This is a genomic window from Mucilaginibacter sp. OAE612 (assembly GCF_041806395.1).
GTDB lineage: Bacteria > Bacteroidota > Bacteroidia > Sphingobacteriales > Sphingobacteriaceae > Mucilaginibacter > Mucilaginibacter rubeus.
This window is the reverse complement of record NZ_JBGMUW010000001.1, coordinates 789,990-804,536: the sequence shown is the minus strand read 5'-3', so window position 1 is coordinate 804,536 and position 14,547 is coordinate 789,990. Positions and strand designations below refer to the sequence as shown.

Below are 14,547 nucleotides of genomic sequence, written 5' to 3'. Positions count from 1 at the left end.
AAAGCCTGCAAATCAAGAACAGTTTGGTATTGGGTATGAATTATAGGTTTAGTTAAAACAGAGTGGTTTTGGGGAGAGGAAACTGATGAAAAATATTTTTCAGGAATTGTTGAAGCGGGGACTAACCTGACAGTCCCATCGGAGTTTTTGAAGCTTTAAGTCAACCGATAGGCCAGGTGGTAAATCACTTTGCAGGTGAAATACCGTCAATTTTTATGAGCTAACCTAATCTCCAAACCTCTGATGAAACGGGAAGCCTGATAAAAATGATTGGATAATTTTTTCATTCATCCTTATCAGGCTTTTCTTATGCTAATCATCATCGTCTGCTTTTTGAACGGCTTTTACAAAGGCTGCCCGTACAGGCGTGGGCACAATTGCATTTTCTCCTTTAATCGCTTTCCATATCATGTTGTTCATGATCTGGTCGGGTACCCGGTCAACTGCCGAAAAATCAAGCCCCCTGGCCATTGCTGCAAGCTTTGTGCCCTTAGGGTTAAGTTCATTAAGGTTAATATTTGAACGCAGGCTGTTAAATGGTTTGGTATCGGGCGTTTTATTAAAACAACGCCACATGGCTGTAGCCGAGGCATCATACTGGGTCATAGGCGGCAGGCCGAGAATCAGCTCGATAGTACGCAGCATCGACGAAGTGGAATACATGGTGTGATCAACAAAATTACGTTTTACAAATCCCCCGGCCATGTATGCAGGCGAACGATGAGCATCAACGTGATCGGGGCCATTCTGTGCATCATCTTCGAGTATAAAAATCACGCTGTTTTCCCATATCGGGCTTTTACTGATATGCTCCACCAGCCGGCCAACAGCAAGATCATTATCCGCCACATGGGCAAAGGGTGTAGGCCTGCCCGGGGTGGTGCCCTCCGTATGGTCTGATAGCATCCGGATGGTATTTAGCCGCGGCAAGGCATTGTTGCGCATCAGCGAGTCAAAATCATGTTCCCAGGCCTGGTACCGCAAGGTATCAGGGTCACGCAGGTCACGGGTGGGATAGGCTTTCGTAAAATGGTCTTTCAGTATAGGTATCTGCGGCGTATTATCTGCATTGATAAACTCGCCGTAAGTACGAAAAGTTACGTTGAACCGGTTGGCCTGGTCCCAGATGTAGAGCTTATTTTTTGCAGTGAGGCCTACAGCACCCGGGCCGCGGCCGCCATAACTGGTAGGCCAGTTTTTTTCCATATAATCAGTAGCGTACGCGCCCAGGCTCCAGTTATGTCCGTCGGCACTAACTTCGCCATCTACATAAAAATTATCCAGCAGCACAAAGTTTTCGGCCAAAGCGTGGTGATTGGGCGTAATCCGTTTGCCAAACAGCAGCAGGCTTGTATCGCCATTGCCCTTCGGCATATCTGACAGTACCTGGTCATACGTCCGGTTTTCCTGGATAACATAAAAAACATACTTTATTGGCGATGCAGATCCTACTTTAGCCGGAATGGGGTTGCCATCTTCGCTATAAGCCCCTGTTTCCTGTTCCCGGTGATAAGGCGTATTACGAACTACGGCCTGCGAATAAACCGTCAGCTGCTTTTCTGTTGGCGTGGGGATGATGCTCAAAGTCCCCATTAATAAGCCGCCGCCGATATATTCTGTACGCGCGGGCCTGAATGGATCGCCTCCATGCAGTACAACGGTTTGACTTTTGGCTGCCGGGTTAGGCCCATGCGGATTAGGCAGCGACGAAAAGCCTTTAGCATTGGCTACGTATAATTTATCATCTATAACACGCACAACGCTGGGATACCAGCCCGTGGGCACAAAACCAAGCGACTGACTGGCACCCGGCTTTGTTACATTAAACACGGCCAGGCAGTTATTATCGGCATTGGCAATGTATAATGTTTTACCATCCTTACTCAGGGCTACCGAGTTACTGGTAGTACCGCTAAGCGGCGTAGGTGATACTGCGGTGTTCAGTGTTTCCAGTACTTTACTTTTGCGCACGTCAATTATCGATACTGTATTGTCGTTGCCGTTGGCTACATACAGGTATTTTCCATTCCGGGAAATGCACAGGTCATTGGGGTTATCCCCTACCGCAATGGCATCTGTGAGCTTATTTTCTTTTGTATCAAATACGGCTACCTTATCGCCACCCCAAAGACTGATGTACAATTTTGACATATCGGGCGATAACAGGCAGGTATAGGCCTCTGCGCCCAATTTAACCTGCTGAATGACTGTTTTTGTCTTGAGATCGATAAGGTACAGGCTGTTATCCAGTTTGGTAACTACATATAAAACACCGCGCTTATCATCAAGGGCCAGCCCGGTAGGTGAAATGGACGCCGAATTGGGCTTTTTGCTCCATGCTTCGCCCAGTTTTATGGTATCAGCTGCCAGCAGCTTATCATTATTGATGGCGTAACGAATAATCCAGTTATTGTCACCTCCTGAGGCGTAGAGTGATTGCTCGTCTGCACTAAAAACCAGGCCTCCCCAGGCTTTGCTGATCAGTACTTTGTCCAGTTCACGATCTGTACGTGCGTCTAAAAGCTGAATGGTTTGAACACTCTGCCCATTATTGGTAACCGCGGCATAATGATGGCTTTTGCTCACCGCGATATTCAGGGGCAGATCGCCCAGGGGAAGGCTCTTGCCAACAGGTGTTAATGACCACCCATTGGGCAATTTTACCCGTTTATTTTCAATAGCGGCGAGATCTTGCGCCCGAACGAACTTGCTGCAGATAAGCAGCAAAACGATTAGGCAGAGCATTTTTTTTAGTGACATAAGATAATGATATGCCGGTAAAAGTAGACCACCAATATTAATACATTATTAAATCATGGGCGAAGATCACCAGCTTGATTGTAACAAAATGAATGGAAATCAGCGGGCGCTAACCGGTACCAATTTTACCGGTCAAAAAACGGCGCGGTATTAGTACCGGGTAATGTGAAGTCCATTTAAATCTGCGAGACACCCTGATGGAACGAAAAAAGGGGCACCCCTGCCCCTTAATCTATTAACTAACCTTATTAAGAAATGAATTGCATAAAAATGCTGATTAATTTGCAGTACCGTTTTTCACGTCGATCTTAAACGGGGCGGGCTCAGGAAGCCAAAGCTTGCCATCCCCGATCTGAACAGGCATCCATAAATACCGGGAATCCCATTGTTCTTTCGGTTTCCAGATATCTCCCAGATACAATACTGTCGTATCCTTCTTCCCGCTAACTTTAAGCAATAAGGTAGATTGCGAACCATATGTATTTTTTTCCTTAGGTGCTATGTCTTTAAACTCCGACCATGGGCCTTCCAGGGCCTTTGCTGTGGCATACCGGTTAGGATTGGGCTTCCAGCCGGTAAGTGCGGAGCCTATGGCGTAATAAAGGCCCTTATAATGCACTATAGCCCCGCCTTCCATATGCTCAGCTATCAGGCACATCTCCCGGTCAATACTCAGGCAATCCTCCGAAAGCCGAACAATATGAAACCCGAGCGGACGGTCTTCGAAAACAAGGTATGGCGTACCATCATCATCTATAAACTGGCCAATGTCGCGGCTTTCATGCTCCAGGGGCCTGAAGCTTTTCAGGTATTTAAAATCACCGTCGGGGCTGTCACTTACGGCGATGCCGACCCGGGCAAACTTATAAGTTGCATTGTCAAGATGGAAATACATAACATATTGCCGGCTCTTTTTGCTGTAGAAAACTTTGGGCCTTTCCAGAACCCAGCGCCGCCCCAGGTTTTCGGGATCGGTCATCTGAACAACATCGCCTTTGAATGTCCAGTTCGTCAGGTCTTTTGACGCATAACAGCTAACATAACGTTTATTTGAATCCAGTCCCCGCCGTCTTTCTTCGCCATACCAGTAGTATGTGTTCTTTATTTTTATAATCCCTCCGCCATGCGCCTGGATATGTTCTCCCCGGTTATCGGGCCAAACTGCCCCGGGGTTTATGATTTTTTGATGCTGTGCATATACCTGGCCTGTAATCAGCAAAGTCATGACAGCCATGGTTATTCTTTTTAAAAGTATTTTTTTAATCATTCGGTGTTTTTTTTGAAGGTCAGGAAATCTTATATACGTTTTTATGAAAGCACCAGTTCGGTTGTGGCAATCTTACTGCCTTCAGAAAGTTTAATACGCAGTTGATTGATGCCCCTGTGTACATGATTAACTACCGACTGATATTGTAACCCCGTTACTTCAGCAATCTGATCGTAATTCCAATTATCAAAATACCTTAAAAAGATCATCTCCTTCTGGCGCCTTGGCAAGGTATTCAAGGCAAGCGCAAGCATGTGCTCCACTTCTCTCCCGGTTTCTTCCAAAACAAGCACATCTTCCCTCGAAAAAACAATATCGATATCATGGCTTGCGGATAAGCCTACAAACTCGGGCCGCGCGGCCTTTAAAAAATTAATGGCAAGTGACCGCGCCGATTTAAAGAAATAGTATTTAACATTTTTAATAGGTCCAAATGTTATCCTCCGCTCCCACATTTTTATAAACAGTTCCTGTAAAACATCCTGGGCTGCATCCTCGTCTTTAATAATTTTATAGAGGTAGAAATACAAACCGGAATACAGTTCGTCATGTATCCTGCCAAAAGATTTGACATTTCCGTGGAGGGCTTCTTCCCACCATGTAGTTAGCTGGTTACAATTGTTCATATTGGCTTTAAAAACTGGTTTCTCTTTCAATTGGTCGTTGCCGACTTTAGGAACCTAAGCTGAAAACCGATTTACATAATCGATTAAGTAAGTTTGCCTATGGTTCTAATAACTGGTTTATATAAGCTAATATGAATAGATTTTATTCGGCAGATGGGACTCAAATTGGTCATTTATGCGGTATAAATTCGGCAATTTATCAATTTACTCAATTGATTAAGCAATGGAGAGAATATACATAAATAACTTAATATCAGTTAATTATATTTTTATTTTTCTTAAATACAGGTCTTTTTTGCTTAAGAAAGTCTGATGGGTTAGCGCCGAACAGTTTAAAAAACTGATCGCGGAAGTATTTAATGCTGTTAAAGCCTGTTTCAATGGCTACTTCATTAACATTCATATCCGACTGGATCAATAGCTCAGCCGCCTTTCTGAGGCGTATGTAGCGGATGAAGCTATTAACGGTATGACCCGACAGCGATTTAATTTTGCGGTAAAGATTTGAATGGCTCATGCCGATCTCTGAAGCCAGTATTTTGATGTTGAAGTTTTCGTCGGTAATATGCTGCTCAACAATTTCGATACATTTTTCCAGGAAGTTTTTATACTCATCCGAAATAGTGAAGTTAACCGATTTCAGGGTAATGGTATTATAAAAATAGCTTTGAAGGTTACTCCTGTTTTGCAGCAGATTGGCAATGCGCGCAACCAGTACATCTTTATCAAAAGGTTTGGAAATATAGTCATCGGCGCCGCTTTCCAGTCCTTTGATCTTATTTTCGGCAGATGAGCTGGCCGTTAGTAAAATCATCGGGATATAGCTCAATTGCTGGTCCTGCTTAATGGTTGAACAAAGTTCAATGCCATTTAAACCAGGCATCATTACATCACAGATAATAAGATCGGGCTGCTTTTCTTTCGCTTTCTGTAAACCGGTCAAACCATTATCTGCCTCGTAAACCCTGTAACGGCTTTCAAGAATGGAACAAATGTACGACCTGATCTCGCTGTCATCATCAATAACCAGGATCCTTTGCTTGTCGGTAAAAATCTTATCAGCTTCAAAATCAATATCATTAATTTGGCCGGCTTCAGCTATTGCCGGCTGGTCTTCAACCATTTCACTAAGCAAAGGCGATAAATCAGCGGCATCGGCTGCCGCTGCCACATCCGGCGAATAATGAGCTTTACCCTTTAACAGGGTTAAACAAAAATCAGAGCCGTTACCCGGCGCACTTTCAAACGTTAATGAACCGCCGTGATCTATCGTAAACTGGCGGGCCAGGAATAAACCGATCCCAAAGCCCCCTTTTGCCGCCTGGCCGTGTGTATTTGACCTGTAAAATTTTTCGAAGATATGCTTACCCGCTTCCGGAGATATTCCCGGGCCATTATCAATCACATTGATCACCACCTCGCCCGGCCCCGATTGCAGGCCAACACACACGGCTTTCCCGGCCGGAGTATATTTAATAGCATTGGATATGAGGTTAAACAGGATAATCTCAATCTTTTCCCTGTCTCCGTATATCAGTACCGTCTCTTCCGGCACGTTTAATTCAAAACTGATACCCGAAAGCCTGGCCTGCTGCACAAAACATAAAAATACCTCCCGGCAAACAAGGGTAATGTCCATTGGCGCAATTTGCAGGATCCCAGCGCCCGAATCGGCCTTACGAAACAGCAGCAGCTGATCAACAAGGCTTAACAGGCGCCTTGAATTACGATAAACAATATTAAGTTCCGCACGGTTCTCAGGGCCAATTTTGGCGAGCAAATCCCTTAAGGGGTTGATGATGAGCGAAAGGGGCGTACGAAACTCATGAGAAACGCCCGTGAAAAACTCTACGCGCCGGTCATTCAATTCGCGTTCCTTTTCCTGCAGGTCGCGCTGGTGTGCAGCGGCGGCATTGGCCAGTTGTACCTCATATTTAAGCCGCGTTTCCCTGAACCTATAACGCAGGTACCAGTAAACAACCCCCGCAAGCAACATCGCGTAAATGAGGTAAGCCCAGATGGTACGATACCAGGGCGGCAAAATAATGATATGAAGATGAATTTCACGGCTGATCCATTGCCCTTCGGCATTGGTACAGTTAATTTTTAATGTATACGTACCGGGTGCTAAACGGGTATAAAGCGCGTTACGCTGCCGCCCTGCATAAACCCATCCCCTGTCCCAGCCCTGAAGCATATAACGGTAACCGATCCTATCCTGCGCGGTAAATTCGATAGCTGCGAAACTAACGGCTATTGATGCCTGATCGTAAGGAATCTCTAACGACCGGATAACATTCCCGGCATTCGTCTTCACATAGTCCGGATAAGTACTTATGGGCTTATTGTTAATTTTAATATCAGTTATAACAATGTTGGGGATATCATGCAGGGGCAGGATTGCCTGCGGATGAAACATCGTGACACCATTGATCCCCCCAAACGCAAGCTGACCATTGTTTAGCCTTAAGCCCGCGTTAAAGTTAAACTCATTGCTCGCCAGGCCATCGCTTTCAAAAAAATTGGTAAAACTAACGGCTTTGGGATCAAATCGGCAAAGTCCGTTGTAAGTGCTTAGCCACAAACGCTTTTGCGCGTCTTCCAAAATGGCCAGTACCGTATTATTACTAAGTCCGTTACTGGTGGTATAGTGACGAATTATTTTTTTCTTAGATGCTGAAAAATACAACAAACCGGCCTCTGTGCCTAACCACATGTCGCCGTTATCTGCTTTCTGCATTGACCTTACCGCTTTGCCTACCGGATAAAACTTATGTGCGTTGCTTTTTTGATCAATCTTATAAACACCTTCGAAATTTCCTGCCCAAAGGTTTCCAAAATGATCTTCGCCCATTGACAGGATGTTGGTCAGTGCCGCATCATACAACCTGAATTGGTTGTTGTGCTTATCATATAGAAACAGCCCGTCCTGTAAGCCGCTGGCCCAAAGATTTCCAGCATGGTCCAGGTACAGACACCAGAACACTATCCGGCTGGCAACTCCCTGCCTGTCTATACCCCGAAATGTAGTGAATGTATTGGAACCCGGCTGGTACAGGTTAATACCGCCTCCATAAGTGGCAATCCAGGTCCTCCCTTCCCTATCCCCGGCAATACTGGTTACAAAATTTGAGCTTAGGGTTCCCGGCTGTGAAGCATCATGGCGAAAATTGGTGAAGTGATGCGCCTGCCGGTCCCAAATACTCAATCCGCCGCCGTCGGTACCTATCCACAGCCTGCCATCGGGGGCTTCATATAACGATTTAACAAAGTTACTGATAAGGCTATTGGCGTTCAGGTCATTATGCCTGATATTTACAAATCGTTCTTTCACCTCATCAATAACATTTACTCCGCCCCGTAATGTACCGATCCACTTTCTGCCTTCGCGGTCTAAAAACAAAGCATAAACAGCACCACTTGAAAGTGAGTGCTCATCACTTCCCGCAGGCAGATAGCTGATCTTGTCGCGTCTGCTATCCAGGACCTGGATCCCGCCGCCATCAGTACTCACCCAAAGTGTACTATCGGGCATGACTTGCAGGCTCGTTATCCTGCCCGATTTGAAAGGCCCGTTAAACTCATCAAAAAGACGGTCATATTGCCCTGTTTTGAAATCATAATGGTGCAGGCCCTGGGTTGTGCCTACCCATAAACCATTGCCCTCCGGATAAATACAGGTAGCGCCGGTAACCGAAGGGTTCAATAACTTCAGACTACCGTGTGCGGCATCGTATTTAAAAAGGCCGGCGGCGCTGATCAGCGCATAGATCTGGTCGCCAGGCCCAACATACAACGCGCTAACGCTATAACCCTGTACAGCTTTTCCGTTATCATAGTATGGTATAACACGGCCGGTTCGTTTTCCCTTATCCATAACAATAAGGCCGTTGGAAAGGGAGGCAATGAAGATGCGCCCCGAACGATCTGTTTTGATATCCCTGATAAAGGATGTCACGGGTTTTTCTTTGCCGGCCAAAATTGCATAGGCCGGAGAAAACTCTTCAGTTACCGGATTTAAGATACTTATGCCCTGGCGCGTACCTACCCATAAATTATTGGCTGCATCCTCTGCAATACAATTAATAAAATTATGAATAATTGAATGTTGCTTTTCGGGCTGGTTGCGGTAAATACGGAAGTCATATCCGTCAAAACGGTTCAGGCCGTCGTAAGTGCCAAACCACATATAGCCTGAATGATCCTGGAAAATGCACCGTACTTCGCTGTTGGAAAGCCCGTCTTTGAGGCCAAGCCGCTGAATATTGGGTAAAGCAAGCGCCGCGGCATTGCTGTTTAAAATCAATACTCCTAAAATAATTACACAACACCAACGTGCGGCTGCTTTAAAAGGCCGCATACAGGAGGATGCCGGTTGTTGAATACTGCTCAATTTGAATATAAGTGCCGCGAAACATTTGGTTTGTGTTTCAAAAACTGTCCCGTCAGGTTAAACATTACTCCTGGCGCTTCTTTTTAGGTTCCTGATTTATTTTCTGAACAATTGAATTCCAGCTTTTTTTGATCGTTTGTTCGTCTGCTTTCGGATTCTTTATCTGAAATAGTTCTAAGGGTTCCGCTTCGTTTCGCTTTTTTTTCATAAATCGATACACTATCATGTCTGCACCCTGTAACATTTTACTCAAAACAAAAATATAATTATCTGACAAATAAAGAACAAGGATTATATCCGTGCCCCAACCGATCATTTTCCTCAATATTCCCTGCTGTTTATCCTTAACAAAAAGGGCTTCCTTTCAGAAGCCTTATTATAACCAACTTAGCTAAACCGGACGGTTTATTAGGGGAGAGTTACAACAAAGACAATCCCAAACAGGTTTGATACTCATTTTTTTAATTTTTTTATTTCGGATAAATTACACCAGTAACCTTGCGGATGAATCCCTTATGATCAGTTTGGTTTTCAATAAAATATTTTGCGAATCGATTATGTGGTTATCCTGAAGCTCTTCCAATAAAATTTTGGTAACCCTTAGCCCGATCTCTTTAATTGGCTGGGCAACAGCGGTTATGGCCGGATTGAAAAGGGCAAAATTGTTAATATCATCAAATACAGCAACACCGATATCTCTGGTAATTATCAGTCCTGATTCCTTGAGGGCCTGCAGGCCGCTTAAGGCGAGATAGTTGGTTGCAAAAAAAATGGCATTTATATCCTTTTTACTTTTCAGGAGGCTTTTAAGGTTCTGGACGGTTTTGTGTGGATCTTCATTATAGATAATTTCTTTTAGGATAGATGGCAGCCCGTGTTTTTGGAGAGCCGCGTGATAACCGTTAACACGTTCGTTCATTTGATCCTGCCCGGCCGCAAGCGTAACCATGGCAATGTTCCGGAAGCCGTTATCTATCAAATGTAAAACAGCAGCCTCGCTGCCGCGAAAATTATCGACAAGTACTTTAGAACATTGCAGATCAGGCGAGGCGCGGTCGAACGCCACTACCGGGTAACCTTCCTTTACAAGCTGGTTGATATCATCGTCCAAGCCGGCAGTAGGCGCCACGATATACCCATCCACCTGGTAATTTTTAAAGGTTTGCAGCAGGTCACGGGCGATAACGGTCGAATTTTCAGAGCTGCCATAAATAACGCGGTAACCTTCTTTATAAATATGCTCTTCCACAACCCTGGCGATGGCCGAAAAAAAAGGATCGCTGATATCTTCCACAATCATGCCCACCGTTTTACTTTTTCCTGTCCGCAGGCTGGCTGCCAGCCGGTTTGGCCGGTAACCTACCTTTTCAACAAACCTCAGTATTTTATTTTCCAACGCCACGCTGATGCCATATTGCCTCGCCTTGCCATTAAGAACATAGGAAACAGATGCTTCTGACACTTTTAACGCGGCAGCAATATCTTTCAAAGCCAATTTTTTTTTCATTTCGCCCAAAGCAGGATCCTCCTTAAGTCAAACTAACACAATCATTAATAACGCAGCACAACAACATCTCCGCCCCCTATTTTATTTGAGGTCTTAAGATAACCGCCTGGCCCCCTTTTGCATCCAGGTCAACAACAAAAGCATCATTGTGCCTAAGCTCAACCTTTTTTACCTGTATGCCGCCCTGTCCGTCATCGCCATAAACAGTAGCGGTGTATACCTGATTTTTTTCCAGGAAATCGAGCTTGAAGCTTCCTCCCCATTTCTGAAGGCCTGCAGCGCTACCGAGGTACCAGATACGGCCTTTACGGCGTGCTACGGTAATGCCTTCGCCTATCTCTCCCTGTACATATTTGCTTTCGTCCCATACAGTGGGCACATATTTAAAAAATTCAATGTCTGCCTCATCCTTATAATCCTGCGACCGCCCGTACCAGAAAATCGCCTGGAGCGGGTCAAAGTATACAATGGTCAGGGCCATTTGCTGGGCTTTGCTCACCTGGATATTTTTACTGTAATCATTCACCTTGTTGGGGTAGCAAAAGGTAAAATCGGCAGGGCCGGCCAGGTAACGCGTAAATGGCAATACGGTATTATGGAAAGCATCAGGACTGTTTTCATCGCCTCTGATCCCTTCCTGGCTCAGCACACACGGATACCGGCGGCTTAAACCTGTGGGTTTATAATGATCATGTACGTTGAGTATCATGCCATAATCATTTCCTTTTTTCATGGCCGAATCAAGCCAGGCAAGGCCTTTCTGCGTGCCGCCATCTACAAACCCAAACTTTAGCCCGCTAACTCCCCACTTTTTATAAAGCGGCAATATGATATCTATCTTAGCTTTGAGCCCCACATAATTTACGTATAAAATAACGCCGATGCCTTTTTGCCGGGCATGGGCAATGATATCCGGCAAGTGGAAATCAGGTAAGTATCTGGTAGGATCAGAGGTAGTTCGAAATTCGGCACCGTACCAGCCTGCATCAACCAAAATGTATTGAAAGTTCATTTTTTGAGCAAAATCAATTCCATCAAGGGCGCCTTGCGTATTGATAGGTACCCTGAAAACCTTTCCGGGTTTTACATAATCAGGCACCTCATTACTAAGTGGTTTAACCAGTTTAAGATTAAGCTGACTAAACGCGTGCAAACCTATGGCAGTACTGCTGCAACTGATGGTTCGCCAGGGAGTAATGAGACTATCGGTGAACCGGATTAATGAATCCTTCCGAACCGATTTAACGCGATGGTCGCGGTAAATGGTATCCGTATAAAATTGTAACGACAGGCTATTGGGGCGGCTGCCGTGAACCAATACGCATTTGGTGTAATTGCGGTTATCGGCTTCGCCTATACTTATATATGACTGTGCGGCGGTAAGCGTTGAAGGAAGGTCACTGGTACCCGGCAATGAATCGACCATAACCGGCCGGAAAACAGATTCTTCGTGATACTGGTAAATGCGATAGCTTGTTGCAAGGTTAAACTCCGTTAGTTCCGATTTAAGTTGTACAATGCTATCACCAAGCTGCTTACAGACATACCTAAACGCCAGGCTTCCATCATATACCCTTACGATAATATCATAATTACCTCTGCCAGAGGTGCAATGAAGCATGAGCTCGTTACAATGGTTTACCAGGCTGGCATCTTCTCCCAGCGGCCACAAAAACTTTTCATTGATTTCTTTTTTGGCCGATCCCTTTAACGTGATACCCCGAACTAATGAAGAACCGGTAGTTTCGATCCCCAAACGCGACCAGTTAACAATTAACCGTGTGTTGAAAATTAACCGATAATACAGCTGCCCTTGCTCATCCAGTGAAAATTGCGCCCGCGTACGGTTATCTGGTGAATAAAGCAGTGCAACAACCTTTTGCTTTGCGGACACAGCATTATTGCAAAAGGGAGAAAGGGCTAAAAAAAAGGCAAAAAAAAGGTATTTATTCTTCATTGTTCAGGATACGGGGCAACAACAGTAATAAGGACAAGCAATGCTCTTAAATATACTCAAAGAGATTAGTGATTTAGTTCAAATTGTTCAGGGTATTTCATTAGGGCACATTATCTCCGGCAAATGCAGTTATTTTTTCGATATAGTTTTTTTATTGAGTATGAGAATCCGCCTTTATTGTCTTCCTCTATACACTATAAAAACTTCTATGAACAAATTCCTGGCACTGACATGTGCAGTCGTATTTTTATTAAAAACAGTCAAGGCAGAAATCATAACTTATAAAGCACCCGAAAGTAACTTAGTTAATCATACAATTAAAGTAGATGTGCGGCAGGGCACAGGCAACTGGCAGCCCTTAGATGTATATACCGCCGATGTAGCGGCTCGTTTTGACGCGCAGCGCATTATTAAAAAAACCACTTTTACTTATTTTGATTGTTCCGGTTCGATAAAGCTTCGGGTTAAGCTAAACCAGGGGAATATCAAAGAAGTAAGGATCAGACCTACGGCATACGGCATCAAGCCCGAGGTTAAAGGCAACGTTGTGGAATTTGAATTAAACGCTTCGCAATATGTTTCATTAGAGGTAAACGGCAACATTTTTGAAAACCTGCAGATTTTTGCTAATCCTATAGAAAACAGCCGTCCCACAAAAGCCAATGCGCAAACACTTTATTTCGGCCCGGGCATCCATAAAATCGGCCGGATGGTGATCCCCTCGGGTAAAACCGTGTATGTGGCCGGCGGCGCTATTGTTGAAGGCTCATTTGTTATAGATCATGCAGAGAACGTCAGGATCTGCGGCCGCGGAATCCTTACACAGCACCCGGTACAGGGCGACAGCGTTAAACCCCAAAATACTACAGGAACACTCTCAAAATTAAGGAATGACCATTTGATCATCCAGAACAGCAATAACATCAGTGTCGACGGGATCATTGAATTACCAACGGGTTATTCTATTTTGATGGGCGAATCAAAGCATGTGAGTATAAGTAATTTCAAAGCTTTCAGTGCAACCGGTAATGCCGATGGTATCGACATCTTTTGCAGTCAGGATATTAAGCTTGATCATATATACATGCGAAACTCTGACGATTGCATCGCCATTTACGGTCACCGCTGGAACTATTACGGCAATACCTCAGATATCTCAATTAACAACGCCATTTTATGGGCTGATGTAGCCCATCCCCTGCTGATTGGTACGCACGGCGATACTGACCACCCGGATACCTTACAAAATATCCGGGTTCAGAATATGACTGTACTTGACCATAACGAAAACCAGCTTGATTACCAGGGCTGCATAGCACTTAATGCCGGCGACAGCAACCTGATCAGGAATGTCAGTTTTGAAAACGTGGAGATTGAGGATATCCGCAAGGGGCAACTGTTTAATTTAAGGGTGATGTACAACCGAAAATATAACACCTCTCCCGGGCTGGGGATCGAGAACATACTGTTCAGGAATGTTAATTATAACGGCAAGCGGGCTAATATGTCTGTTATAGTCGGCTACGATGACAAACGCGGCATCAGGAACGTTATATTTGAAAACCTGAAGATAAACGGCACCCTGATATTCGATAAGATGCCGGGCAAACCCGGCTTTTATAAAACAAGTGACATTGCCAATATATTTGTGGGTGAACATGTAGATGGGATCCAGTTTCTGAGCAAGGATTAAGCCGGATAAACGTAAGGCTTATTGACCATCTCGTCATACGCATTATTTTCTTACGCCTCCAATTTCATAAACGGTGTTCGGAATAAAAAAGCGCAGCAGTGTGTGATTTTTTTCCTATCAATAATTGAAAAAATGTTCCGAACAGCTATGTCTTTTTCTCTTCTCCCCCCACTTAGCTCCCATACTAAAGAGACTTATTCCGAGCGATTTAAAGTCGAAAGCCTGGCTTAAAAATTTCAAAAACACCACATTTCTGTGAGTATCATTTACAGCAGTCATTGTCTTTGATGTGTCTGATTATAAAACTGTTTTGTTCCACGTCCTTACACGACTTCCAAACATGC

At 44.5% G+C, this 14,547-nt stretch carries 7 protein-coding genes; 1 reads left to right on the top strand and 6 read right to left on the bottom strand.

Annotated elements, in window-relative coordinates:
• Nucleotides 1-312 precede the first annotated feature (312 nt).
• From ABID99_RS03490 to ABID99_RS03465, 6 genes are all read right to left on the bottom strand, one after another.
• Nucleotides 313-2,760: a bifunctional YncE family protein/alkaline phosphatase family protein gene (locus ABID99_RS03490; RefSeq protein WP_188833997.1), complete on the bottom strand. Its 2,448-nt coding sequence runs from the start codon at nt 2,758-2,760 to the stop codon at nt 313-315.
• Between the two features lie 277 nt (nt 2,761-3,037).
• Nucleotides 3,038-4,027, bottom strand: a complete 990-nt coding sequence (locus ABID99_RS03485) for a family 43 glycosylhydrolase (protein WP_373612871.1) — start codon at nt 4,025-4,027, stop codon at nt 3,038-3,040.
• 41 nt (nt 4,028-4,068) lie between these two features.
• Nucleotides 4,069-4,683: an RNA polymerase sigma factor gene (locus tag ABID99_RS03480; RefSeq protein WP_188833998.1), complete on the bottom strand. Its 615-nt coding sequence runs from the start codon at nt 4,681-4,683 to the stop codon at nt 4,069-4,071.
• 223 nt (nt 4,684-4,906) lie between these two features.
• Entirely contained in the window at nt 4,907-9,013 is a 4,107-nt protein-coding gene (locus ABID99_RS03475) for a two-component regulator propeller domain-containing protein (RefSeq protein WP_373612870.1), read from the bottom strand.
• A 517-nt stretch (nt 9,014-9,530) separates the two neighbouring features.
• Nucleotides 9,531-10,553, bottom strand: a complete 1,023-nt coding sequence (locus tag ABID99_RS03470) for a substrate-binding domain-containing protein (protein ID WP_373612869.1) — start codon at nt 10,551-10,553, stop codon at nt 9,531-9,533.
• Nucleotides 10,554-10,629: 76 nt separating this feature from the next.
• A complete protein-coding gene (locus tag ABID99_RS03465; protein WP_373612868.1) occupies nt 10,630-12,510 on the bottom strand; it encodes a glycoside hydrolase family 97 catalytic domain-containing protein in 1,881 nt (626 codons plus the stop codon).
• Nucleotides 12,511-12,718: 208 nt separating this feature from the next.
• Here ABID99_RS03465 and ABID99_RS03460 point away from each other — a divergent pair, with 208 nt between their 5' ends.
• Nucleotides 12,719-14,203 (top strand): glycosyl hydrolase family 28 protein, encoded by a 1,485-nt coding sequence (locus tag ABID99_RS03460; protein ID WP_373612867.1) that lies wholly within the window; start codon nt 12,719-12,721, stop codon nt 14,201-14,203.
• Nucleotides 14,204-14,547 lie beyond the last annotated feature (344 nt).